Source organism: Bordetella sp. 2513F2, assembly GCF_054642735.1.
The window spans coordinates 2,941,538-2,966,028 of record NZ_CM137755.1 but is presented as its reverse complement, the minus strand read 5'-3'; the positions used below and the strand labels follow the sequence as shown (position 1 = coordinate 2,966,028).

15 protein-coding genes, 2 tRNA genes and 3 rRNA genes are annotated in these 24,491 nt (G+C 65.3%); 14 read left to right on the top strand and 6 right to left on the bottom strand.

Translation table 11 applies throughout. The features are described 5' to 3' along the window. Positions 1-5: 5 nt before the first annotated feature. Both lpxO and ACYBYQ_RS14125 read right to left on the bottom strand, forming a co-directional pair. Positions 6-905 (bottom strand): lipid A hydroxylase LpxO, encoded by a 900-nt coding sequence (gene lpxO / locus ACYBYQ_RS14130; protein WP_459614818.1) that lies wholly within the window; start codon positions 903-905, stop codon positions 6-8. Between the two features lie 51 nt (positions 906-956). Beyond that, positions 957-1,919, bottom strand: a complete 963-nt coding sequence (locus ACYBYQ_RS14125; protein ID WP_459614816.1) for a LysR family transcriptional regulator — start codon at positions 1,917-1,919, stop codon at positions 957-959. A gap of 105 nt (positions 1,920-2,024) precedes the next feature. Here ACYBYQ_RS14125 and ACYBYQ_RS14120 point away from each other — a divergent pair, with 105 nt between their 5' ends. From ACYBYQ_RS14120 to ACYBYQ_RS14085, 8 genes are all read left to right on the top strand, one after another. Then, entirely contained in the window at positions 2,025-3,854 is a 1,830-nt protein-coding gene (locus ACYBYQ_RS14120) for a gamma-glutamyltransferase family protein (RefSeq protein WP_459614815.1), read from the top strand. 94 nt (positions 3,855-3,948) lie between these two features. Further along, entirely contained in the window at positions 3,949-4,887 is a 939-nt protein-coding gene (locus ACYBYQ_RS14115; protein ID WP_459618792.1) for a Bug family tripartite tricarboxylate transporter substrate binding protein, read from the top strand. Next, entirely contained in the window at positions 4,887-5,384 is a 498-nt protein-coding gene (locus ACYBYQ_RS14110; protein ID WP_459614813.1) for a GAF domain-containing protein, read from the top strand. The genes ACYBYQ_RS14115 and ACYBYQ_RS14110 overlap by 1 nt, the downstream gene beginning before the upstream one ends. Before the next feature lie 59 nt (positions 5,385-5,443). Beyond that, positions 5,444-8,935, top strand: a complete 3,492-nt coding sequence (gene dnaE, locus ACYBYQ_RS14105) for a DNA polymerase III subunit alpha (protein WP_459614811.1) — start codon at positions 5,444-5,446, stop codon at positions 8,933-8,935. After that, positions 8,935-10,038 (top strand): glycosyltransferase family 4 protein, encoded by a 1,104-nt coding sequence (locus ACYBYQ_RS14100; RefSeq protein WP_459614809.1) that lies wholly within the window; start codon positions 8,935-8,937, stop codon positions 10,036-10,038. The genes dnaE and ACYBYQ_RS14100 overlap by 1 nt, the downstream gene beginning before the upstream one ends. Further along, a complete protein-coding gene (locus ACYBYQ_RS14095) occupies positions 10,035-10,886 on the top strand; it encodes a polysaccharide deacetylase family protein (RefSeq protein WP_459614808.1) in 852 nt (283 codons plus the stop codon). The genes ACYBYQ_RS14100 and ACYBYQ_RS14095 overlap by 4 nt, the downstream gene beginning before the upstream one ends. Continuing rightward, complete coding sequence (locus ACYBYQ_RS14090; RefSeq protein WP_459614806.1) at positions 10,883-11,635, top strand: glycosyltransferase family 2 protein; 753 nt, start codon at positions 10,883-10,885, stop codon at positions 11,633-11,635. Before ACYBYQ_RS14095 ends, ACYBYQ_RS14090 begins: the two co-directional genes overlap by 4 nt. Before the next feature lie 11 nt (positions 11,636-11,646). After that, positions 11,647-12,777 carry a glycosyltransferase gene (locus ACYBYQ_RS14085; protein ID WP_459614805.1) on the top strand — a complete coding sequence of 377 codons (1,131 nt, stop codon included), beginning with the start codon at positions 11,647-11,649 and terminating at the stop codon, positions 12,775-12,777. Between the two features lie 25 nt (positions 12,778-12,802). On the opposite strand, the gene ACYBYQ_RS14080 is transcribed toward ACYBYQ_RS14085, so the two are convergent. Genes ACYBYQ_RS14080 through ACYBYQ_RS14070 form a run of 3 tightly spaced genes read right to left on the bottom strand, consistent with a single transcriptional unit; the run spans position 12,803 to position 14,824 of the window. Next, a complete protein-coding gene (locus tag ACYBYQ_RS14080) occupies positions 12,803-13,063 on the bottom strand; it encodes a YkgJ family cysteine cluster protein (RefSeq protein WP_459618791.1) in 261 nt (86 codons plus the stop codon). 17 nt (positions 13,064-13,080) lie between these two features. After that, the gene (locus tag ACYBYQ_RS14075; RefSeq protein ID WP_459614804.1) at positions 13,081-13,845 is read right to left on the bottom strand and encodes a YdcF family protein; all 765 of its coding nucleotides are present in this window, start codon (positions 13,843-13,845) and stop codon (positions 13,081-13,083) included. Positions 13,846-13,858: 13 nt separating this feature from the next. Then, on the bottom strand, positions 13,859-14,824 hold the full coding sequence (locus ACYBYQ_RS14070) for a glycosyltransferase family 9 protein (protein ID WP_459618790.1): 966 nt from the start codon (positions 14,822-14,824) through the stop codon (positions 13,859-13,861). A 116-nt stretch (positions 14,825-14,940) separates the two neighbouring features. On the opposite strand from ACYBYQ_RS14070, the gene msbA reads away from it, so the two are divergent. After that, positions 14,941-16,716: a lipid A export permease/ATP-binding protein MsbA gene (msbA, locus tag ACYBYQ_RS14065; protein ID WP_459614803.1), complete on the top strand. Its 1,776-nt coding sequence runs from the start codon at positions 14,941-14,943 to the stop codon at positions 16,714-16,716. A gap of 61 nt (positions 16,717-16,777) precedes the next feature. Here msbA and rng read toward each other — a convergent pair whose 3' ends face one another. Continuing rightward, positions 16,778-18,241, bottom strand: coding sequence for a ribonuclease G (gene rng, locus ACYBYQ_RS14060; protein ID WP_459614802.1), 1,464 nt, complete (start codon positions 18,239-18,241; stop codon positions 16,778-16,780). Between the two features lie 747 nt (positions 18,242-18,988). Here rng and ACYBYQ_RS14055 point away from each other — a divergent pair. The 5 genes from ACYBYQ_RS14055 (at position 18,989) to rrf (ending at position 24,342) form a co-directional block, all read left to right on the top strand. After that, a 16S ribosomal RNA gene (locus ACYBYQ_RS14055) occupies positions 18,989-20,519 on the top strand. Between the two features lie 104 nt (positions 20,520-20,623). Further along, positions 20,624-20,700 (top strand) — tRNA-Ile (locus ACYBYQ_RS14050). 43 nt (positions 20,701-20,743) lie between these two features. Next, positions 20,744-20,819, top strand: a tRNA-Ala gene (locus ACYBYQ_RS14045). A 342-nt stretch (positions 20,820-21,161) separates the two neighbouring features. Beyond that, positions 21,162-24,042, top strand: a 23S ribosomal RNA gene (locus ACYBYQ_RS14040). A gap of 187 nt (positions 24,043-24,229) precedes the next feature. Then, a 5S ribosomal RNA gene (gene rrf / locus ACYBYQ_RS14035) occupies positions 24,230-24,342 on the top strand. The 16S, 23S and 5S rRNA genes sit together here with 2 tRNA genes alongside, the layout of an rRNA operon. Positions 24,343-24,491: the final 149 nt, after the last annotated feature.

Below are 24,491 nucleotides of genomic sequence, written 5' to 3'. Positions count from 1 at the left end.
CGGGGCTAAATCATCAGGAAGCCGATGACGACCAGCGCGATCAGCGCATACTTGGTGAGCTTGTATACCGTGCGGTTCCAGGCCTTGAACTGCTTGCGCTTCTGGTCCAGCACCCAGTGCGCGTGGGTGAGCCGGTTGATGGCGCCGGTCTGGTCGCCGGCGTCGTTGGGCGAGCTCGCGGCCGACATGACCACCCGGCCGAACCAGCGGTTGAAAGCCTCGGCCCAGCGCCAGCGCAGCGGCCGCTCGACGTCGCAGAACAGGATGATGCGGTTGGACTCCGAACGGTTGTAGGCCTCGTGCACGTAGGTTTCGTCGAACACCACGCTTTCGCCGTCGCGCCAGCTGTAGCGCTCGCCGTCCACGTCGATGTAGCAGCGGTCGTCGTTGGGCGTGGCCAGCCCCAGGTGATAGCGCAGGGAGCCCGAAAACGGATCGCGGTGCCTGTGCAGCGTGCCGCCCGGGGGCAGCTCGGCGAACATGGCCGCCTTCACCTTCGGCAGCGTCCTGAGGATGGCCACCGTCTTGGGGCACAGGGCCTCGGCCGAGGGATGGCGCGCGTCATACCACTTCAGGTAGAAGCGTTTCCAGCCATACTTGAAGAACGAATTGAAGCCGATGTCGTCGTGCTTCTCCGCTGCCTTGATCTGGCGCATCTCGGCCATGTGCAGCGCTTCGTCGCGGATGGTTTCCCAGTTGTCGTCCAGCACCTGGAGTTCCGGGATCTCGCGCGTGGTGATGTAGGGGGTGGTGGGCACCCGGGAAGCCAGCACCATGAAGGCGTTGATCGGCGCGAGCAGCGCCGAATGGTCGAGGAACTGCCGCGACAGGCGCAGCCGCACGCGGCCGCGGAAATGCGCGAAGAGTATCGAGGCCAGCCATAGCCCCGGAATCAGCCATTTCATGGTGGATGCGCCGCCCCTGGCGGTGACGAGTCAGTAAGCAGGCGCTTATTTTTACATGTCCGGCGCCATGCTGCTTGCCATGTCGGCGCACAGCTCGTGCAGGATGGCGCTGAATTGCAGTTCCGCCTTCAGCGGCGTTTCGCGGGAGCGCCGTATCAGGCTCATCGGAGGCAGGTTCCAGTCGAACCGCCACGACGCCATCGCCACGCGTCCCTGGCGCGCCAGGTCGCGCGCCACGTCCTCCGGCACGATGGACACCAGCGTGTCGTCGTTCGCGATCAGGCCTTCCATGACGTCCAGCGAATAGGTCTCCACCACCGGGACGGGCGGCTGGACCTGCGCCTGCACGAAGAGCGCCACGATCATGTTGCCGATCGGGGTGGCGGGCGACGGCAGGATCCAGCGCATGGCGGCCAGCTCGGCCCAGTCGGGCCGGCCGCGCAGCAGCTGGCGCACCCGGTGGGGATGGGCGATCAGCGCCGGACGCTGGGGGTACAGGATTTCGTGGCGCAGCTCGCCGGAGGCGGCAGCCGTGGCCCGGCCGATGGCGCAATCGAGCTCGTGGCTGCGCAGCAGCTGCAGCAGCTGGCCGGTGGTGGCGCGCTGCAGCGACACGGTGACGCCATGGCGCGTCTGCAGCAGCGTGATGGCGCGTACCAGCAGCGGACTCGATACATAGGGGATCGCGCCGATGTTGAGGTGCCCGGTATGGCCGGCCCGCACCGCGCCCACCTCGCGCTCCCATTGGGCCAGGTCGTGCAGCAGCTGGTCGGCCCGCACCAGGACCAGGTCGCCCAGCGGGGTGGGCTGCAGGCCGCGGCGGGTCCGTACGAAGAGGGGCGCGCCGAACAGTTCCTCGATCTCGGTGAGCGACTTGGTGATGGCCGGCTGGCTCACGCCCAGCTCGGCCGCCACCCGTGTGAGCGAGCCGTGGCGGCGCAGTGCATCCAGCAAATTGAGGTGCCGCGGCTTCAGGCGCGCGGCCAGGCGGCCAGGCAGGTAGGGGGCTGACATGATTTGTCGAATAACTAGATGGTTATCGATATATCACAAAAAAACCGAATATGGTTATTCATTGTTTCTATACTCCGGCTTTCAATTCCCTCCGGTATTGCGACCATGTCAGGCTTTACGACCCGTCCCGAGATCCGTGGCACCTTCGGCGTGGCCTCGTCCACCCATTGGCTGGCTTCCCAGGTCGCCATGAGCGTGCTGGAGCGCGGCGGCAATGCCTTCGACGCGGCGGTGGCCGGCGGCTTCGTGCTGCAGATCGTCGAGCCGCATCTCAACGGACCCGGCGGCGAAGTGCCCATCCTGTTCTGGAGCGAGTCCGAGCGCCGCATGCGCGCACTGTGCGGGCAGGGCACCGCGCCGGCCCTCGCCACGCCGGCCTGGTTCCGCGCCCAGGGCCACCACCTGGTGCCGGGCATCGGCCTGCTGCCGGCAGTCGTGCCGGGCGCCTTCGGCGCCTGGCTCACGCTGCTGCGCGACTACGGCACCTGGGACCTCGCCGACGTGCTGCAGCCGGCCATCGACTACGCACGCCGCGGTTTTCCGCTGGTGCCGCGCGTGGTGCAGGCCATCGTGGCGGTGCAGGACCTCTTCCGCAGCGAATGGACCAGTTCGGCCGAGGTCTGGCTGCCCGGCGGGCGCGTGCCGCATCCCGAGGCCCTGTTCCGCACCCCCGCGGTGGCCGCCACGTACGAACGCCTGCTGGCCGAGGCACGCGGCACCGACCGCGCGGCGCGCATCGACGCGGCCATAGACCTCTGGTATCGCGGCTTCGTGGCCCGGGCCATCGACGACTACTACCGCAACGCCGAGGTGCGCGACTGCAGCGGCGAACGCAATCGCGGCCTGCTGCGCTACGACGACCTGGCCGCCTGGACGGCGCGCTACGACGATCCCGCCACGCTGGAATACGGACGCTATACCGTCGCCAAGTGCGGCCCGTGGTCGCAGGGGCCGGTATTCCTGCAGCAGCTGGCACTGTTGCGCCATCTGGGGCTCGACGGTCTGGCGCCCGACAGCCCGGCATTCGTGCACCGCGTGGCCGAGGCCGCCAAGCTGGCCTTCGCTGACCGCCTGGCCTGGTACGGGGATCCGGATGCGGTCGATGTGCCGCTGGCGGCGCTGCTCGGCGACGACTACGCACGCCAGCGCGCTGCGCTGGTGGGTGCGCAGGCCAGCATGCAATTGCAGCCTGGCAGCCCCGACGGCCGTGCGCCCGTGCTGCCCGACCTGCAGGCGGCACGGCGCGCCCTGGCGCAGGCCGATACGCGCTACGGCGTGGGCGAACCGACTTTCGCGGCGCTGCCGCCCGTGGACAAATGGGCCGAGCGCGAGATCTTCGTGGGCGACACCTGCCACATCGACGTCATCGACCGGCATGGCAACATGGTGGCGGCCACGCCCTCCGGCGGCTGGCTGTCGTCCAGCCCCGTGGTGCCGGGCCTGGGCTTTGCCGTGTCCACCCGCCTGCAGATGACGTGGCTGGACGAGGGCGTCCCCGGCGCACTGCGCCCCGGGCGCAGGCCCGTCACCACGCTTTCCCCCGGCCTGGCCCTGCGCGACGGGGAGCCCTACATGGCCTTCGGCACGCCCGGCGGAGACCAGCAGGACCAATGGACCGTGGCCTTCTTCCTGCGCCATGCGGTCATGGGCCTGAACCTGCAGGAGGCCATCGAGGCGCCGTCATGGCACATCGACCATTTCCCGGGCTCGTTCTGGCCGCGCAGCACCACGCTGAACCGCCTCACCGTCGAAGGGCAGATGCCCGAAGCCACCGTACAGGCGCTGCGCGAGGCGGGCCACGAGGTCAAGGTCGGCGCGCCCTGGTCGGAAGGCCGCATCAGCGCCTGCACGCGCGAACCCGCGGGCGGCGGCGGGCTGCTGCTGCGGGCGGCGGCCAACCCGCGTGGCATGCAGGGCTACGCACTGGGCCGCTGAACCACAGCGGCACTCCACTTTTCATTCAACAGCCTGAACATACAAGGGGTTCACATCCATGGCTTTCTCTTTGCGCCGTTTCCTGGCAACCGTCATGCTTTCCGCCACGGCCGCCGTGCCGGGCCTTGCCCATGCCGACTGGCCTGAAAAGGCCGTCACGCTCATCGTGCCGTGGGCGGCGGGCGGCTCCACCGACATACTCGCGCGGGTGCTGTCCGAGCACCTGTCCGCCAGCCTGGGCCAGCCCGTGGTGGTGGAGAACCGCTCGGGCGCTTCGGGCAACATCGGCTCGGCTTTCGTGGCCCGGGCCAAGCCCGACGGCTACACGCTGCTGGTGGGTTCCATGAGCACCCACACCATGAACCAGGCGCTCTACCAGAGCATGCCCTTCGACGGCGTGAAGGATTTCACGCCCATCGCCGAACTGGCGCTGGTCACCAACACCATGGTGGTCAACGCCGAACTGCCCGTGAACAGCGTGGCCGAGTTCATCGAATATGCCAAGGCCCGTCCGGGCGACATCGCCTACGCCTCGGCGGGTGCCGGTTCCACCAACCACCTGAGCGCCGCCATGTTCGAGAAGGCCACCGGCGTGGAAATGGTGCACGTGCCCTACCGCGGCGGCGCGCCCGCCGTGCTGGACACCGTGGCCAACCGTACCCAGGTCCTCTTCAGCGCCGGCACCCAGACCCTGCCGCACGTGCAGAGCGGCAAGCTGAAGCTGCTGGCCGTCACTGAGGCCAGCCGCTCGCCGCTGCTGCCCCAGGTGCCCACCGTGGCCGAGACCGTGCCCGGCTATGAAATGGCCGTGTGGTACGGCGCCTTCGGTCCTGCGGGCATGGATCCGGCCCTGGTGGCGCGCCTGAACCGCGAGATCAACACGATCCTGGCCAAGCCCGAGGTCGTGAAGAAGATGGCCGACATCGGCGTGGAAGTGCGCAAGTCCACGCCCGAGGCGTTCGCCCAGACCCTGGAACGCGATGCGGCCAAGTACGACAAGATCGTGCGCGACCTCGGCGTGACGGTGGACTGATGCAGGCGGCTTCCCTTCCCATCGCGCTGCCGGACGCGGAGCGCCTCGCGGCGGCTTGCGCAGGATCGGATGCCACGGCGCTGTATGCCGAAGTGGATGCCTGGGCCCGCGAGGGCCTGGCCCACACCTTGTGCACCATCAACCGCTTCGATCCGGAGCGCATGACGCTGCAACGCCTGTACAGCTCGGACCCGGTTTCCTACCCGCCGGGGGGCACCAAGGACAAGCGCGGCATGCCCTGGGGGCGCCACGTGCTGCTGGAGCAGCGGGTGTACGTGGGCGAGGGCGAGGATGCCATCCGCGCCTCGTTCGACGACCACCAGGCCATCGTCGCCCTCGGCCTGCGGTCCGTGATCAACGTGCCGCTGGTGGTGCGCGGGCAGTGCCTCGGCACCCTCAATTTCCTCATGCCGGACCCGGCCGTGGGCGCCTTCAAGGTGGCCTGCGCGCGCCTGGCCGGCCAGTTCGTGCTGCCCGGCCTGATGGCCTGCTCCTGACCTGGCGCGGCGTACCCGGCGGCCCCTCCGGCGGGCCGCCAACTGGGTACAATCCCGCCATGTCCGAAGCCGTCCAGTCCCACCCCCCGTTCGTCCATTTGCGCGTGCACTCCGAGTTCTCGGTGGTGGACGGCATCGTACGCATTCCCGACCTGGTCAAGCGGGTCGCCAAGCTGGGCCAGCCGGCCGTGGCGCTCACCGACCTCTCCAACCTCTTCGGGCTGATCAAGTTCTACAAGAGCGCGCGTGGCGCGGGCATCAAGCCCGTTGCCGGCTGCGACGTCTGGCTCACCAACGACGAAGACCGCGACAAGCCCCACAGGCTGCTGCTGCTGGTGCGCAGCCAGAAGGGCTACCTGAATCTGTGCGAGCTCATCACCCAGTCGTTCCTCACCAACCAGTACAAGGGCCGCGCCGAGATCCGGCGTGAATGGCTGCAGGGCCGGGAAGGCCTGATCGTGCTGTCCGGCGCGCGCGCGGGCGACGTCGGGCAGGCGCTGGAGGCCGGCAACGCCGCCGCCGCGCTCGCCATGGCGCGGCAATGGGGCCAGCTCTTCCCGGGCGCCTATTACATCGAACTGCAGCGCGCCGGTTTCGACGGCGACGAAGCCTATACCCAGGCCGCCATGCGCCTGGCCGCGGAGGCCGGCCTGCCCGTGGTGGCCACCCATCCGGTGCAGTTCCTCGACCGCGACGAATTCCAGGCCCACGAGGCCCGCGTCTGCATCGCCGAGGGCGAGATCCTCGCCAATCCGCGCCGGGTGCGCCGCTTCACGCCCGAGCAGTATCTGCAGAGTTCCGAGGAAATGGCCCGGAAGTTCGCCGACGTGCCGTCGGCCCTGGCCAATACCGTGGAAATCGCGCGCCGTTGCAACCTGACCCTGGTGCTGGGCAAGCCGCGGCTGCCCGACTTCCCCACGCCCGACGGCGTGTCGCTCGACGACTACCTGGTGCAGCTGTCGGAGGAAGGCCTGGAGAAGCGGCTGGAATTCCTGTTCCCCGACGAGGCCGAGCGCGCCGCCAGGCGCGGCGTCTATGAAGAGCGGCTGCAGCGCGAATGCAAGACCATCATCCAGATGGGCTTCCCGGGCTACTTCCTCATCGTCCAGGACTTCATCAACTGGGGCAAGCAGAACGGCGTTCCGGTGGGGCCGGGGCGGGGCTCGGGCGCCGGCTCGCTGGTGGCCTATGCGCTGGGCATCACGGACCTGGACCCGATCCGCTACGACCTGCTGTTCGAGCGCTTCCTGAACCCCGAGCGGGTGTCCATGCCCGACTTCGACATCGATTTCTGCCAGGACAACCGCGAACGCGTCATCGACTACGTCAAGGAGAAATACGGCCGCGACGCCGTGAGCCAGATCGCCACCTTCGGCACCCTGGGCGCCAAGGCGGTGGTGCGCGATGCGGGGCGCGTGCTGGACATGCCCTACATGTTCTGCGACGGCCTCTCCAAGCTCATCCCGTTCAATCCTGCCGACCCGTGGTCGCTGGAGCGCACCCTCAAGGAAGAGCCGGCGTTCCGCGAGCGCTACGAGCAGGAAGAGGAGGTGCGCGGCCTGGTCGACCTGGCCCAGCCGCTCGAAGGCCTCACGCGCAACATCGGCATGCACGCCGGCGGCGTGCTGATCGCGCCCGGCAAGCTCACCGACTTCTGCCCGCTGTATTGCCAGCCGGGGCAGGAGAACAGCGCGGTCTCGCAGTTCGACAAGGACGACGTGGAGGCCGCGGGCCTGGTCAAGTTCGACTTCCTCGGGCTGCGCAACCTCACCATCCTCGATTGGGCCGTGCGTTATGTGCGCCAGTTCAATCAAGACAAGCGCGATTTCGACATCATGGCGCTGGGGCTCGACGACCCGGCCGCCTACAAGGTGCTGTGCGACGCCAACACCACGGCAGTATTCCAGCTCGAATCGCGCGGCATGAAAGAGCTGCTCAAGAAGCTGCGGCCCAGCAACTTCGAAGACATCATCGCCATGCTGGCCCTGTATCGTCCGGGGCCGCTCGAATCCGGCATGGTCGACGACTTCGTCAACCGCAAGCACGGCCGCGCCCAGGTCGACTATTTCCATCCCGACCTGGAAGCCACCCTGAAGAGCACCTACGGGGTCATCGTCTACCAGGAACAGGTGATGCTGATCTCGCAGATCATCGGCGGCTACTCGCTGGGCGGCGCCGACCTGCTGCGCCGGGCCATGGGCAAGAAGAAGCCCGAGGAAATGGCCAAGCACCGCGAACTGTTCGAGAAGGGCGCGCGCGAGAAAGGCTACGACCCCGACCTGGCGGTGAAGCTGTTCGACCTGATGGAGAAGTTCGCGGGCTACGGCTTCAACAAGTCGCACTCGGCCGCCTACGCGCTGATTGCCTACCAGACCGCCTGGCTCAAGGCCTACCATCCCGCCGAATTCCTCGCCGCCACGCTGTCGTCGGACATGGACGACACCGACAAGGTGCAGATCTTCGTGCGCGATGCGCAGGCCAACGGCGTGGAAGTCCTGCCGCCCGACGTCAATGCCTCCGGCTATCGCTTCGAGCCCGTGGCCGACGCGCATGCGGCCCAGGGCAAGCCGCCGCGCACCATGCGCTACGGGTTGGGCGCAGTCAAGGGCACGGGGCAGGGCGCCGTCGAGGAGATCCTGCGCGCCCGCGCCGAAGGCGGGCCGTTCACCAGCCTGGCCGATTTCTGCCGCCGGGTCGACAAGCATGCCGTCAACCGCCGCACCATCGAGGCATTGATCCGCGCGGGCGCGTTCGACACCATCGAGCCCAACCGGGCGGCCCTGCTCGCGTCGGTGGGCACCGCGATGGAGGCTGCCGAGCAGGCCGCGCGCAGTGCCAACCAGGCATCGCTGTTCGGCGACGACAGCAGCGAAGTGGTTGCCAGCGAACTCGCCAAGGTCCCGCCCTGGGATCTCCACACCAAGCTCACCGAGGAAAAGGCGGCGCTGGGGTATTACTTCAGCGGCCACCTGTTCGACCACTGGCGCGACGAGGTGCGGCGCATCGTGCCGATGCAGCTGGCTCGCCTCGAGCCGCAGCGCGACCTGCAATGGATGTGCGGCGTGCTGGCCGGCGTGCGCGTCATGATGACCCGGCGCGGCAAGATGGTGTTCGCGGTGCTGGACGACGGCACCGCGCAGGTCGAGGTGTCCGTCTTCAACGAGCTCTACGAAAAGCACCGCAACCGGCTCAAGGAAGACCAGCTCCTGATCGTGCAGGGCAAGGTCAGCAACGATGAATACTCCGGCGGCATGCGCATCGTGGCCGAGCAGCTCTACGACCTGCAGCTCGCGCGCGAGGCGCGCGCCCGTGCGCTGCGCGTGCGCCTCAACGGGCAGGCCGACGCCGCCCGGCTGCGCCAGCTGCTCAATCCGTTCCGCGCCGAGCCGGAGAACGGCATACGCGGCGTGCCGGTGGACATCGTCTACCAGAAGAGCAACTTCACCTGCACGGTGCGGTTGGGCGAGGAGTGGCGGGTGCGCATGGCAGATACCCTGCTGGCGAACCTCTCAGACTGGGCCCGCCCCGACGGCGTCGAGGTCGCCTACTGATGCAGCCGCTGCGCATCCTCCATACGGAAGCTGCCGTCGCCTTCGGCGGCCAGGAGCATCGCATCTATAAAGAGATGCACGCCATGCGCGAGCGCGGCCATCATCTCGAGGCGGTGTGCCAGCCGCAGGCGCAGCTGGTGCCGCGCCTGCGCGACGCGGGCTTCACGGTGCATACCCTGCCGATGGGCGGGCTGGGCAACTATCTCCGGGGCGTGACCGCGATGCGGCGGCTGCTGCGCGCCGGCCGCTACGACGTGGTCAACACGCACAGCCGCATCGACACCCTGATCGCCGGCACGGCGGGGCGGCTGGCGGGCACGCCCCTGATCGTGCGCACCCGCCACCTGGCCAACAAGGTGGGCTCGATGCTGTCCTATACCTGGCTGCCCCACCGTGTCACCACCGTGAGCGACTACGTGCGCCGCTATCTCATCAGCCGCGGGGTGCCCCCGGACCGCATCGCCACGCTGTATTCGCCCATCGTGCTGCCTCCGCCGGTGGAGCACTCCACCCTGCGCGCCGAGCTGGGGCTGGCCCCGGACGACATCGTGGTCGGCTGCGTGGCGGTGATGCGCGCGCCCAAGGGCCACAAAGACCTGGTGGACGCCATCCGCCCTCTGATGGAGACCCGGCCGCGGCTGCACATGGTATTCGTGGGCAGCGGCTCGCCCACTTTCGAGCAGGTCCAGGCGTACATACACGAACTCGGCCTGCAGGGGCGCATCCACCTGATGGGAACCCGGCGCGACGTGCCCAATCTGCTGGCGGGTTTCGACCTGTTCGCCCTGGCCACGCAGCAGGAAGCCTCCGGCACGGTATACGTGGAGGCGCAGGCTGCCGGCCTGCCCGTCATCGGCACCCAGGTCGGCGGCGTGCCTGAAATGATGCGCGACGGCGTGACCGGCATCCTCGTGCCCGTGAAAGACCAGCCCGCGCTCACCGAAGCCCTGCGGCGGCTCGTCGACGATCCGGAACTGCGCCGCCGCATGGGCGAGGCAGGGCGCAGCATGGTCTGGGAAGAAGCGCGTTTCTCGCCCGAACGCCTCGCCGAGAACACCGAGGCCGTCTACCGCAAATGGCTGGCGGAGCGCTCCGACCGATGAGCAACGCGCCCAACGTACCGGTACTCATGTACCACCACGTCACCCCGGCCGGCGGCATGATCGCCGTCACGCCCGAGGTGTTCGAGGCCCAGATCGCCGGGCTCGCGCGTGCAGGCTATGTCTCGCTCACCGCCGCGCAATTCGCCGCCTATCTCGACGGCGAGCCGGTGCCCGAGAAGTCCGTGCTCATCACGTTCGACGACGGTTATCTCAACAATTGGGTGCATGCCCACCCCATTCTGCAACGCTACGGCATGCATGCGGTGCTGTTCCTCGTCACCGGCTGGCTGGGCGAGGGCGACGTGCGTGCGCACGCCGGACAAGGGCGCGCGTTGCCCGAATGTCCCGACCACGACGAATGCAAGCGGCGCATCGGCGCAGGCAGGCACGACGAAGTCATGCTGCGCTGGAGCGAAGTCCGGGCCATGCTGCAGGCGGGCACGTTCGAACTGCACAGCCATACGCATACGCACACCCGCTGGGATCGCGTGTGCGGCGCCGACGCCGCCGCCAAGCGTGCGCGCCTGGCTCAGGACCTGGCCGCTTCGCGGGCAGCCCTGGCCCATCAGCTCGGCGAGGCCAGCGATCACCTGTGCTGGCCGCAGGGCTACTTCGACGCCGACTACGTCGCCGAGGCGCATGCGGCCGGCTTTCGCCATCTCTACACCACCGACGCCCTGGGCCAGAACCGGCCGGGCGGGGATTCCTCCCATATCTACCGGTTCGCCGTGCGCAACCGGGCCGGCGGCTGGCTGAACCGGCGCGTATGGCTGGGCCGCCATCCTCTCGTCGGGCCGCGCTTCCATGCCTGGAAGGCCTGGAAGCGGCGCCTGCGGGGCCGCGCATGACGCTGTCGGTCATCCTCATCACCAAGAACGAGGCCGCGCACATCCTGGGCTGCCTGGAGTCGGTGGCCTTTGCCGACGAGTTCATCGTGGTGGATTCCGGCAGCACCGACAACACCGTGGCGCTGGCGCGCGGCTTCGGCGCCCGCGTGGAAGTCACGGCCGATTGGCCGGGCTTCGGCCCGCAGAAGAACCGGGCGCTGGATCTCGCCACCTGCGACTGGGTGCTGTCCATCGACGCCGACGAGCGGGTCACGCCGGAGCTCGCGCGCGAAATCCAGGCCGTGATGGCGGCGCCCACGGCAGCGGCGTACGAGATCCCGCGGCTGTCGAATTTCTGCGGCCGCTTCATCCGCCACAGCGGATGGTGGCCGGACCCGGTGCTGCGCCTGTTCCGGCGCGGCACCGCGCGCTTCACCGACGCGGCCGTGCACGAGCGGGTGGTTCCCGAGCCCGGGCCGGTGGGCCGGCTGCAGGCCCATTTCCTGCATTATCCCTACGACGACCTGGACAGCCTGGTCGCCAAGATCAACCGGTATTCCTCCGACGCGGCTGCCATGATGCATGCCCGCGGCAAGCGCACCGGCGTATTCGGCGCGCTCGGGCATGCCTTCTGGACCTTCGTGCGCATCTATCTCCTGCGCCGCGGTTTCCTCGACGGCAGGCACGGGCTCGTGCTGGCCGTCACCGCTTCTGCGGGAAGCTTCTTCCGCTATGCCAAGCTGATGTTCCGGGGCGAGCAGGAGCGCTGACCGCGCGTGCCATGAACCTTCTCTACACCAATTTCCACAGCGCGCCGGGCATAGGCGGGCATACCGTCTACATCGCTTCGCTGGTGCGCGCGCTCTGCGGGCGCCACGCAATCACCGTGGCGGTGCCGCAGGGCAGCGGCCTGTACCGCCTGGCCGGCGCGATGCCTGGGGTACACGTCGTGGCCCAGGACTACCCCAGCAAGCTGGGCGCGCGCTTCGCGGCCGCGCGGCGCTTGCGCCGCGTGATCCTGGAGCGGCGCATCGATGTGGTCCACGTCAACGGCTCGTCTGACCACCGCACGGTGATGCTCGCATGCCTGGGCCTGGGCGCACGCAAACCCCGCATCGTCTTCACCAAGCACAACGACATCCCCATCTCGTATGCCGGCGCTGCGCTGCGCGCGCGGCTGGGCACCGATCACGTCATCGGCGTGTGCCGCTACGTCGAGGGGATGTTGCGGGCTTCGCCCTATGCCTTGCGGCCGATTTCCATCATCGCCAACGGCGTGGATACCGAGCGCTTCAGTCCCTGGCCCTCCGGGCAGGCGCAGGCGGCCCGCCGCGCGCTGCTCGGGGACCGCGCCGGGCGTTGCAGGCTGCTGGTGGGCAGCAACGCAGGCACCAATTCCTACAAGGGCTGGATCGACATGGTGCGCGCGCTGGCCCTGCTGGGCGAGCGGGCCGAGGGTGTCTACGTCGCCCTGGCCGGCGCCGATCCCGATCCCGCGCAGTTGCGGGAGCTCGAGGCCACGGGCCTGGCCGACCGGGTGGTGTTCGCCGGCCCGCTGGACGACGTCCGGCCTTTCCTGGCCGCGCTGGACCTCGGTTTCGTCCTGTCGTACCGGGTGGAGACCATCTCGTTCGCGTGTCGCGAGATGATGGCCATGGGGCTGCCCGTCATCGTGTCCGACCAGGGCGGGCTGCCGGAGAACATCACGCCCGGCGAGGATGGCTGGATCGTGCCGCGCCGCCGGCCCGACGCGGTGGCCGGGGTGCTGGAGACCGTGCTGCGCGACACCGGCCGCCTGCCGGGCATGGGCGCGGCAGCGCGCGCCAGGAGCCTGGCCGCGTTCAGCCTCGCGGGTTTTGCCAGCCAGACGGAGCAGGTCTACCTGGGGCTCGCGCGCCTTGCGCGAGCCTAGCCCGGATACGCCGTCCGCGTTGCGCTCAGGCGACCGGCGCCGTCTCGGTCTCGAGGCGGGCGAGCCAGGCCAGCGCATGCCCGCGGTCCGGTCCGCACATCTCCGCCTGGGGCTGGAGCCCGCCGCAGAACGCCGGCCGGGAAGGATGGCCGAACAGCGCGCAGCGCATGTCCGGCAGCAGCTGCACGCACGGCACGCCGGCGGGCTTGCCGTCGGGCATCCCGGGTATCGGCCGGGTTATCGAGGGTGCGATGCAGCACGCGCCGCAGCCCGGGCGGCAGTCCATGGTGGCAGCGACCCTGTTCACACCCAGCCCCGCAGCCAGTACACGAAGAGGCCCGCGTATTCCTTGATGATGGAGCGGCTGGCGTCGAAGGCGCGCCGGTTCGGCACCCAGGCCTGCACGCCGCCGTCGGCGGGCAGCGTGATCTGCGGCGGCGCGGGGGCGGCGACGGCTTCCACGCCCTGCTTGGCGAACGCCGCCATGGCGCGGGGCATGTGCAGCGCCGAGGTCACCAGCAGCACCTTGCGTATGCCGTGTTCCGACAGGGTTTCCTCCGTCAGCGTGGCGTTCTCATAGGTGGTGCGGCTGGCATTTTCCAGGATCAGGGCCTCCTCTGGCACGCCCTGCAGGCGCAGGCGGTGCGCCATGCCCATGGCCTCGCTCACTTCGCCTTCCAGCGCGCCGCCGGAAAGCACGATGCGCGGCGCGCGCTGCGCGCGATACAGTTCCAGCGCCATGTCCACGCGAACCACCGCCGTGCGGGGATCGTATGGCAGGAACCAGTTCGCGCGTCCATTGGCCGTATTGCCGCCGAGCACCACGATGGCATCGGCGGTGGGCGAGTTCGCCGGCGCGAGGTGGGCATAGCGCTGCTCCAGCGCGCCGCCCAGCCACAGCGAGGTGGCGGGCAGCGACCAGGCCGCGGCCCACGCGATGCCGGCCAGTGCCAGCGCAGCGCCCGTGCGGCGCAGGCGGAACAGCCCCAGCACCAGGCCGAGCACGACCAGGGTCACGCAGAGATTCAGCGGGATGATGAGGTTGGTGAGATAACTGGATATAGCCATGTGTGCTGCGATTCTACCCGGCCGCAAGCAGGGCGGCGACGCGTGCCCGCACCGTGTCCAGGTCGGGCCAGCCGTCCTCGCCGCCCACGCCCTGGGCCTGTGGCGACCACGGGCCGGTGCGTGCCGGATTCGTCACGCCGAAGAGCGTCAGCTGGCGCGCATTCACGGCTGCGGCAATGTGGGATACGCCGGAATCGTTGCAGACCACCAGACGGGCGCGCTGCGCCAGCGCCGCGAACGCCCCGAGCGGCAGGGCCGGAAGCAACAGGGCGGTGGGTGCGTTGCGCCGGGCCTGCTCGACCTCCCCGGGCGGCGGGCACATCGCCACCACATGGCCTTCGGCCTGCAGGGCGCGCGTCAGCCCGTCGAATTCCGGCCAGACCTTGACGCGGCCCTTATGCAGTCCGGTGGCCGTAGGCGCGATCAGGACAGGCGGGCGCGTCGCCAGGCCGTGCGCCCGCAGCGCCTCGTCGGCCGCGGCGCGATGCGCATCGGTGAGGGGCAGGTCCAGGCTGCGGGCGGGAGCGGCGGGGCCGGCAGGCAGGCCCCATTGCGCCAGCGCGGTGCGCGTCAGGCCATACCACGACTGCACCGCGTGCAGCGGCTCCGCGGGCTTGGCCACGGGCCAGCGCAGCAGCAGGCTGCGGCCGTCGTCGCGATAGCCGGCGCTGGCCAGGCCGGCCAGCCGGAACACGGCGGCACTGGACAGCGAATCCGGCAGCAGCAGGCCGCGGGCGTTCCGTGCGGTCCCCGACGCACGCAGGTGCGCGCGCACCGCCGCCCGGTCTTCGAGCAGCCTGCCCCGCATGGGCAGGAAGTCGTGCGCGGGCAGGCCGCAGAGCAGGTCGCGCGCCCAGGCGCGGGCGCACAGGACCAGCGGGACGCCGGTGTCGGCCAGCACATGCAGGCTGGGCAGGCTCATGCAGACATCGCCCACCCAATTGGGCAATCGTACGTAGATGCGGGAAGTCGCGTTCATCATGCTGTGCCCGGGCGCGCGGGCGCAGGCATTCCAAAGTGGCAGGAGCGGGGCCGCCGCCGGCCTGGCGCCCGACGGTACAATCCCCGCACGATTGTATTAAAGCGAGAGTTCTCTTGAATTCAGCGTCGCGCCAAACGCCCGCCGGCTCCCATCCCGTGCGTTCCGAGCTCTGGAAACGCATCTACGGCCGGGTCGGTTCCTACTGGAAAGTCCTGCTCCTGGCGATACTCCTGATGGCAGGTGCGGCCGCAACCCAGCCCACCCTGGCCGTGATCATGAAGCCGCTGCTGGACGAGGGCTTCTCCGGCACCAAGCCCTATTACGTCTGGGCCATCCCCCTGGCGGTGGTCGGCCTCATCGTGCTGCGCGGCATCTGCAATTTCTGCAGCGACTACCTGCTGGCCTGGGTGGCCAACAACGTGCTGCTGGGGATGCGGCGCGACATGTTCGAACGGCTGCTCGGGTTGCCGGACGCCGATTTCAAGCTGGGCGAAACCGGCCGCCTGCTCAACCGCTTCACCATCGACGCCGGCAACGTCACGGGCTACGCCACCGGCGTGCTCACCGTGCTGGTGCGCGAGTCGCTCGTGGTGGTGGCCCTGATCTGCGTGCTGCTGTACATGTCGTGGGCGCTGACCCTGATCATCCTGGTCATGCTGCCCGTGTCGGTGCTGATCGCCCGGGTGTTCATCCGCCGGCTGCGCAAGATCAATCGCGATACGGTCAACATGAACGCCGAACTCACCCGCGTGGTCAGCGAGGGCATCGACGGCCAGCGCGTGATCAAGCTGTTCGACGGTTACGAGGCCGAGCGCAGCCGCTTCCAGTTCGTCAACGGGCGCCTGCGCCGCTTCGCGATGCGCACCGCCACCGCAGACGCCGCGCTCACCCCGCTCACCCAGATCTGCATCTCCATCTCGGTGGCCGCCGTGATTGCCGTGGCCCTGGGCCAGGCCAACAACGGCACGCTCACGGTGGGCAGCTTCGCCTCCTTCATGGCGGCGCTGGCCCAGATCTTCGACCCCATCAAGCGGCTCACCAATATCGCCTCGCGGATGCAGCGCATGCTGGTGGCCGCCGAAAGCGTCTTCACCCTCATCGATCAGCCGGTGGAGCCCGACACCGGCACGCGGGCCCTGGCCGAGCCGGTGCGCGGCAAGATCGAATTCCGCGGCGTCACGCACCGCTTCCCCGACGCCGAGCGCGATACGCTCAGCGAGATCTCGTTCTGCATCGAGCCCGGCCAGACCGTGGCCCTGGTCGGCCGCTCGGGCAGCGGCAAGACCACGCTCGCGAACATGCTGCCGCGTTTCGTGGTGCCGCAATCCGGAGCCATCCTGTTCGACGACGTGCCCATAGGCGAGCTGAGCCTGCGTAGCCTGCGCTCGCATATCTCGCTGGTGAGCCAGGACGTGGTCCTGTTCGACGACACCATTGCCGCCAATGTGGGCTACGGTGCCGCGGGCCGCTCCGACGACGCCGCCGTGCGCGACGCCCTGGCCGCGGCCAACCTGCTGGAATTCGTCGAGGCCCTGCCGCAAGGCATCCACACGCCGGTGGGCGAGAATGCAGCGCGGCTGTCGGGCGGGCAGCGCCAGCGGCTGGCCATCGCGCGCGCGCTCATCAAGAACGCGCCGGTGCTCATCCTCGACGAAGCCACCTCGGCGCTCGACAACGAATCCGAGCGCCAGGTCCAGGCCTCGCTGGAGCGTCTCATGAACGGCCGCACCACGCTCGTCATCGCCCATCGCCTGTCCACGGTGCAGAATGCCGACCGCATCATCGTGCTCGATGCCGGCCGCATCGTGGAGCAGGGCGCCCACGCCGAGCTGCTGGCTGCCAACGGCCTGTACGCCTCGCTCTACAACATGCAGTTCCGGGAAGACTGAGCCCGGCCAGGGCCAGCCCGGCGGGCGGCATCGGCATGGCCGCATGCGGCAGCTGCAGCCGTCACATCAGTATGATGTCGTACTGTTCCTGGTTGTACGCGGCCTCCACCTCCAGCGAGATGGGCTTGCCCACGAAGTCGCCCAGCATGGCCAGGTGCTGGCTTTCCTCTTCCAGGAAGAGGTCCACCACCTGCTGCGAGGCCAGGATGCGGAACTCCTTGGGATTGAACTGGCGCCCCTCGCGCAAGATCTCTCGCAGGATCTCATAGCACACGGTGCGCGGGGTGCGCACCGTGCCGCGCGCCTGGCACATGGGGCAGGGCTCGCACAACTGATGCGCCAGCGAATCCCGGGTACGCTTGCGCGTCATTTCCACCAGGCCCAGCTGGGTGAAGCCGTTCACCGTCATGCGGGTCCGGTCGCGCGAGAGCGCCTTCTTCAGTTCGGCCAGCACGGTTTCGCGGTGTTCCGGGTCTTCCATGTCGATGAAGTCCAGGATGACGATGCCGCCCAGGTTGCGCAGCCGAAGCTGCCGGGCGATGGCCTGCGCCGCCTCGAGATTGGTCTTGAAGATGGTGTCGTCGAAGTTGCGCCCGCCCACGAAGCCGCCGGTGTTCACGTCCACCGTGGTCAGCGCCTCGGTCTGGTCGATGATGAGATAGCCGCCCGACTTCAGGTCGACCCGGCGCGACAGCGCCCGGGCGATTTCCTCGTCCACGTTCGCGGTATCGAACAGCGGGCGGTCCCCGCTGTAGTGGCGGATGCGATCGGCCACCGAAGGCGTATACAGGCGCGCCCACTCCTGCATGGCCAGCGTGGTGCTGCGCGAGTCCACCAGGATGCTGCCCGTGTTCGGCCCGACCATGTCGCGCAGCACGCGCTGCGCCAGGGTGAGGTCCTGGTGCAGCAGGGCGGGTGCGGGATTGCTGCGCGCCGCGGCCTGCACGCTGGCCCACAGCTTGCGCAGATACTCGAGGTCTGCAGCCAGTTCCTCGTCGGTGGCGCCCTCGGCCTGCGTGCGCACGATGAATCCGCCTTTTTCTTCGGGCGGCACCAGTGCGTGCAGCCGCTCGCGCAACTGGGCACGCTCGGCTTCGGAATCGATCTTCTGCGAAATTCCGATGTGCGGGTCGTGCGGCAGGTGCACCAGCATGCGCCCCGCTATGCTGATCTGCGTGGAGAGCCGGGCGCCCTTGGTGCCCAGCGGATCCTTGATGACCTGCACCATCAGGGTCTGCCCCTCGAACAGCAGCTTTTCGATGGGCGTGGGCGTATGCCCCTGGCTGCGTTCCGCACGGTTCTCGCGCAGGTCGGCGATGTGGATGAAGGCGGCCCGCTCCAGCCCCACGTCGATGAAGGCGCTCTGCATGCCAGGCAGCACCCGCACGACACGTCCCAGGTAGATGTTGCCCACCTGGCCGCGCTGGATGCTGCGCTCCACGTGGAGTTCCTGCACGGCGCCTTGCTCCACCAGGGCAACGCGGGTCTCGAACGGTGTAACGTTGATCAGGATGTCTTCTGTCATGGTGGTCTTGGTCCAATGCCCGCCCGTGTGGCTCGGCTAGGCGTAGCGTACCAGCATGCAGGCGGGCGGCATGTGGGCTGCGCGCACCTGTGCTATAGTTCGCCCCCTTCGCAGCGAGCCCGGAGTTTTCAGGGTTGGCGAGCGGGGCCCGGAGGTGGTTTAGGCACGGGTTGGATGCAGCGGGGTTGATACGGCCCTGTTTGCGAAGTCCAAAAGATCTGTGCTATAGTTTCGGGCTCGGCGGTTGAGTCGAACACAGGGTAAACCCTTAGGCCTATGCGGTCAGGTTCCTGGGGTGGCGAGGTGGTCGAGGCAAGGCGGTTATGCAAGGCAGGGCGCAAGCCCGGGCGGGCAGATCGGCGCGGGCGGTGAGTGAATGTTGCGGCCCACGATGATTTGACAGCCTGAAAAAATGTCTTCATAATCTCGCTTCTTCGCTACTGACACAGCGCTGCAACAACAAGCGGTGCGGTGGAAGTGGGGAAGCGAATACAGCAGTAGGCAGTACCCCGTTCTTTAACAACGAAACAACCGATAAGTGTGGGCGCTTGATGCGCAGCCGCACGGGTCGATGGGTGGTCTGGATCTCAGGATCTAGGTTGTTCATGGATCCGAACGCGCAAGTATCAAGAGCTCACAGAGAAGTAAGGTTTGAGGTTTCCGATTTATCGGGGATCGCGAGCCCTGCTTCCTTTGAGTCATGCGAAGCGCGGCGCATTTATGTGCTGCGTGAATTAAACAGAGATTGAACTGAAGAGTTTGATCCTGGCTCAGATTGAACGCTGGCGGGATGCTTTACACATGCAAGTCGGACGGCAGCACGGGCTTCGGCCTGGTGGCGAGTGGCGAACGGGTGAGTAATGTATCGGAACGTGCCCAGTAGCGGGGGATAACTACGCGAAAGCGTAGCTAATACCGCATACGCCCTACGGGGGAAAGCGGGGGACCTTCGGGCCTCGCACTATTGGAGCGGCCGATATCGGATTAGCTAGTTGGTGAGGTAACGGCTCACCAAGGCGACGATCCGTAGCTGGTTTGAGAGGACGACCAGCCACACTGGGACTGAGACACGGCCCAGACTCCTACGGGAGGCAGCAGTGGGGAATTTTGGACAATGGGGGCAACCCTGATCCAGCCATCCCGCGTGTGCGATGAAGGCCTTCGGGTTGTAAAGCACTTTTGGCAGGAAAGAAACGGCTCTGGCTAATACCTGGGGCAACTGACGGTACCTGCAGAATAAGCACCGGCTAACTACGTGCCAGCAGCCGCGGTAATACGTAGGGTGCAAGCGTTAATCGGAATTACTGGGCGTAAAGCGTGCGCAGGCGGTTCGGAAAGAAAGATGTGAAATCCCAGGGCTTAACCTTGGAACTGCATTTTTAACTACCGGGCTAGAGTGTGTCAGAGGGAGGTGGAATTCCGCGTGTAGCAGTGAAATGCGTAGAGATGCGGAGGAACACCGATGGCGAAGGCAGCCTCCTGGGATAACACTGACGCTCATGCACGAAAGCGTGGGGAGCAAACAGGATTAGATACCCTGGTAGTCCACGCCCTAAACGATGTCAACTAGCTGTTGGGGGCTTCGGCCCTTGGTAGCGCAGCTAACGCGTGAAGTTGACCGCCTGGGGAGTACGGTCGCAAGATTAAAACTCAAAGGAATTGACGGGGACCCGCACAAGCGGTGGATGATGTGGATTAATTCGATGCAACGCGAAAAACCTTACCTACCCTTGACATGTCTGGAATCCTGGGGAGACCTGGGAGTGCTCGCAAGAGAACCGGAACACAGGTGCTGCATGGCTGTCGTCAGCTCGTGTCGTGAGATGTTGGGTTAAGTCCCGCAACGAGCGCAACCCTTGTCATTAGTTGCTACGAAAGGGCACTCTAATGAGACTGCCGGTGACAAACCGGAGGAAGGTGGGGATGACGTCAAGTCCTCATGGCCCTTATGGGTAGGGCTTCACACGTCATACAATGGTCGGGACAGAGGGTCGCCAACCCGCGAGGGGGAGCCAATCCCAGAAACCCGATCGTAGTCCGGATCGCAGTCTGCAACTCGACTGCGTGAAGTCGGAATCGCTAGTAATCGCGGATCAGCATGTCGCGGTGAATACGTTCCCGGGTCTTGTACACACCGCCCGTCACACCATGGGAGTGGGTTTTACCAGAAGTAGTTAGCCTAACCGCAAGGAGGGCGATTACCACGGTAGGATTCATGACTGGGGTGAAGTCGTAACAAGGTAGCCGTATCGGAAGGTGCGGCTGGATCACCTCCTTTAAGAGCGAAGCGTCTGCGTGTTGAAGCGTCCACGCTTATCGGTTGTTTGTTGAAGGTATATGGCTGCTGGATCGACAAGTTGATCCGAGAGTTCGAAGAGTCTGGGGTCTGTAGCTCAGTCGGTTAGAGCACCGTCTTGATAAGGCGGGGGTCGTTGGTTCGAATCCAACCAGACCCACCAAGTATTGCCGGGGTCTGGGGTTGGTTGAGGCTGTCGGGGATATGGGGGTGTAGCTCAGCTGGGAGAGCACCTGCTTTGCAAGCAGGGGGTCATCGGTTCGAACCCGTTCACCTCCACCAGTTCTTGGCGGTGGGTGCGGGCGAGAGAGCGGTGGTTGTCGTCGGTTGGGTGTTGTGGGTTGGGTGTATCAGGCAGAGCATAACGATGAATGCTGCGAGGCAGTGTTGATCGTTGGGTTTTGCCCAATGAAGCTATATATCGTTCTTTAACAATCTGGAAGAAGCACAACGTAAAGTGTTCATCGAACATCGGCGCGAGCCGGTGGAGATGGATACGGGTTGTGATTGCATGATTTTGTTCCAAGTCTCAAGACTGGTTAAGTGAAAGCTTTGCCAGATGCTTTGAACTTATGAACGGCACAAGCGCGAATGAACAGCACCTATAAGACTTAAGTGTTATAGGATCAAGCGACTAAGTGCATATGGTGGATGCCTTGGCGATCACAGGCGAAGAAGGACGTGGTAGCCTGCGAAAAGCTGCGGGGAGCTGGCAAACAAGCATTGATCCGCAGATGTCCGAATGGGGAAACCCACTGCGCAAGCAGTATCCCTGGCTGAATACATAGGCCAGTGGAGGCGAACCGGGTGAACTGAAACATCTCAGTAGCTCGAGGAAAAGAAATCAACCGAGATTCCGAAAGTAGTGGCGAGCGAAATCGGAACAGCCTTTACGATTTAGCTTATAACTTAGCCGAACGGAATGGAAAGTCCGGCCGTAGCAGGTGATAGCCCTGTAGGCGAAAAGTTGTAGGTGGAACTAGGCGTAAGAGAAGTAGGGCGGGACACGTGAAATCCTGTCTGAAGATGGGGGGACCATCCTCCAAGGCTAAATACTCGTGATCGACCGATAGTGAACCAGTACCGTGAGGGAAAGGCGAAAAGAACCCCGGAAGGGGAGTGAAATAGATCCTGAAACCGTATGCATACAAACAGTCGGAGCCTCTTTAAGGGGTGACGGCGTACCTTTTGTATAATGGGTCAGCGACTTACATTCAGTGGCGAGCTTAACCGGATAGGGAAGGCGTAGCGAAAGCGAGTCCGAATAGGGCGTCTAGTCGCTGGGTGTAGACCCGAAACCAGATGATCTACCCATGGCCAGGTTGAAGGCACGGTAACACGTGCTGGAGGACCGAACCCACTAGTGTTGAAAAACTAGGGGATGAGCTGTGGATAGGGGTGAAAGGCTAAACAAATCTGGAAATAGCTGGTTCTCTCCGAAAACTATTTAGGTAGTGCCTCAAGTATTACTGCAGGGGGTAGAGCACTGTTATGGCTAGGGGGTCATGGCGACTTACCAAACCATGGCAAACTCCGAATACCTGCAAGTACAGCTTGGGAGACAGAGCACCGGGTGCTAACGTCCGGACTCAAGAGGGAAACAACCCAGACCGCCAGCTAAGGTCCCGAATTATCGCTAAGTGGGAAACGAAGTGGGAAGGCATAGACAGTCAGGAGGTTGGCTTAGAAGCAGCCACCCTTTAAAGAAAGCGTAATAGCTCACTGATCGAGTCGTCCTGCGCGGAAGATGTAACGGGGCTAAGCGATAAACCGAAGCTGCGGGTGTGTACTATGTACACGCGGTAGGAGAGCGTTCCGTAAGCCTGCGAAGGTGGCTTGTAAAGGCTGCTGGAGGTATCGGAAGTGCGAATGCTGACATGAGTAGCGATAAAGGGGGTGAAAAGCCCCCTCGCCGTAAGTCCAAGGTTTCCTGCGCAACGTTCATCGGCGCAGGGTGAGTCGGCCCCTAAGGCGAGGCAGAGATGCGTAGCTGATGGGAAGCTGGTTAATATTCCAGCACCGTCGTACAGTGCGATGGGGGGACGGATCGCGGAAGGTCATCAGGGTGTTGGAAGTCCCTGTTGCTGCATTGAAGATGGCGCTTAGGCAAATCCGGGCGCGTAAATCAAGGGTGTGGCACGAGCAGACATGTTCTGCGAAGTGATTGGAAGTGGTTCCAAGAAAAGCCTCTAAGCTTCAGCTGTACGAGACCGTACCGCAAACCGACACAGGTGGACGGGATGAATATTCCAAGGCGCTTGAGAGAACTCAGGAGAAGGAACTCGGCAAATTGATACCGTAACTTCGGGAGAAGGTATGCCCCGGTAGGGTGATGCGCCTGCGCGCTGAGCCTGATGGGGTCGCAGAGAATCGGTGGCTGCGACTGTTTATTAAAAACACAGCACTCTGCAAAGACGAAAGTCGACGTATAGGGTGTGACGCCTGCCCGGTGCCGGAAGGTTAAGTGATGGGGTGCAAGCTCTTGATCGAAGCCCCGGTAAACGGCGGCCGTAACTATAACGGTCCTAAGGTAGCGAAATTCCTTGTCGGGTAAGTTCCGACCTGCACGAATGGCGTAACGATGGCCACACTGTCTCCTCCTGAGACTCAGCGAAGTTGAAGTGTTTGTGATGATGCAATCTACCCGCGGCTAGACGGAAAGACCCCATGAACCTTTACTGCAGCTTTGCATTGGACTGTGAACCGGCCTGTGTAGGATAGGTGGGAGGCGCAGAAACCGAGTCGCCAGATTCGGTGGAGCCGACCTTGAAATACCACCCTGGTTTGTTTGCGGTTCTAACCTAGGTCCGTTATCCGGATCGGGGACAGTGCATGGTGGGCAGTTTGACTGGGGCGGTCTCCTCCCAAAGCGTAACGGAGGAGTTCGAAGGTACGCTAGGTACGGTCGGAAATCGTGCTGATAGTGCAATGGCATAAGCGTGCTTGACTGTGAGACTGACAAGTCGAACAGGTGCGAAAGCAGGACATAGTGATCCGGTGGTTCTGAATGGAAGGGCCATCGCTCAACGGATAAAAGGTACTCTGGGGATAACAGGCTGATACCGCCCAAGAGTTCATATCGACGGCGGTGTTTGGCACCTCGATGTCGGCTCATCTCATCCTGGGGCTGTAGCCGGTCCCAAGGGTATGGCTGTTCGCCATTTAAAGAGGTACGTGAGCTGGGTTTAAAACGTCGTGAGACAGTTTGGTCCCTATCTGCCGTGGGCGTTGGATACTTGACGGAGCCTGCTCCTAGTACGAGAGGACCGGAGTGGACGTACCTCTGGTGTACCGGTTGTCATGCCAATGGCATTGCCGGGTAGCTAAGTACGGAAGAGATAACCGCTGAAGGCATCTAAGCGGGAAACTCGTCTGAAGATTAGGTATCCCTGGGGGCTAGACCCCCCTGAAGGGTCGTTCGAGACCAGGACGTTGATAGGTCGGGTGTGCAAGCGCAGTAATGCGTTAAGCTAACCGATACTAATTGCCCGTGAGGCTTGATCCTATAACTCTCAAGTCTTAACACACATAGGCCGCTGTACCCACAGCGCAAGCCGTTCAATACGAAATCACACGCAACCCGCGTTGCCCCGCCGTGCGCACACCGCGCACCCCGCGCGCGCATCGCCACCGTTGTCGCTTCTTCCAGTTCCAAGCCGTTGACTCCCGCGTCAACCGCTTACCCGGTTACGCCTGACGACCATAGCAAGGTGGCCCCACTCCTTCCCATCCCGAACAGGACAGTGAAACGCCTTCGCGCCGATGATAGTGGACGTACGTCTGTGAAAGTAGGTCATCGTCAGGCTCTTATCCCCAAAACCCCCGCCATCAACCGGCGGGGGTTTTGCTTTTGAAACTTCGAAATTGACGAAACGTATGGGTTGGTAATGCGACATCTCTTCGAGCCGCTTACTCGCCGACGCGAGTCCGGCCTCCCCGCCGTTCAAGAAAACC

Bases quoted from the DNA above. Each gene is read 5' to 3' on its own strand.
- lpxO (WP_459614818.1), bottom strand. From the start codon at position 905: ATGAAATGGCTGATTCCGGGGCTATGGCTGGCCTCGATACTCTTCGCG.
- ACYBYQ_RS14125 (WP_459614816.1), bottom strand. From the start codon at position 1,919: ATGTCAGCCCCCTACCTGCCTGGCCGCCTGGCCGCGCGCCTGAAGCCG.
- ACYBYQ_RS14120 (WP_459614815.1), top strand. From the start codon at position 2,025: ATGTCAGGCTTTACGACCCGTCCCGAGATCCGTGGCACCTTCGGCGTG.
- ACYBYQ_RS14115 (WP_459618792.1), top strand. From the start codon at position 3,949: ATGCTTTCCGCCACGGCCGCCGTGCCGGGCCTTGCCCATGCCGACTGG.
- ACYBYQ_RS14110 (WP_459614813.1), top strand. From the start codon at position 4,887: ATGCAGGCGGCTTCCCTTCCCATCGCGCTGCCGGACGCGGAGCGCCTC.
- dnaE (WP_459614811.1), top strand. From the start codon at position 5,444: ATGTCCGAAGCCGTCCAGTCCCACCCCCCGTTCGTCCATTTGCGCGTG.
- ACYBYQ_RS14100 (WP_459614809.1), top strand. From the start codon at position 8,935: ATGCAGCCGCTGCGCATCCTCCATACGGAAGCTGCCGTCGCCTTCGGC.
- ACYBYQ_RS14095 (WP_459614808.1), top strand. From the start codon at position 10,035: ATGAGCAACGCGCCCAACGTACCGGTACTCATGTACCACCACGTCACC.
- ACYBYQ_RS14090 (WP_459614806.1), top strand. From the start codon at position 10,883: ATGACGCTGTCGGTCATCCTCATCACCAAGAACGAGGCCGCGCACATC.
- ACYBYQ_RS14085 (WP_459614805.1), top strand. From the start codon at position 11,647: ATGAACCTTCTCTACACCAATTTCCACAGCGCGCCGGGCATAGGCGGG.
- ACYBYQ_RS14080 (WP_459618791.1), bottom strand. From the start codon at position 13,063: ATGGACTGCCGCCCGGGCTGCGGCGCGTGCTGCATCGCACCCTCGATA.
- ACYBYQ_RS14075 (WP_459614804.1), bottom strand. From the start codon at position 13,845: ATGGCTATATCCAGTTATCTCACCAACCTCATCATCCCGCTGAATCTC.
- ACYBYQ_RS14070 (WP_459618790.1), bottom strand. From the start codon at position 14,824: ATGAACGCGACTTCCCGCATCTACGTACGATTGCCCAATTGGGTGGGC.
- rng (WP_459614802.1), bottom strand. From the start codon at position 18,241: ATGACAGAAGACATCCTGATCAACGTTACACCGTTCGAGACCCGCGTT.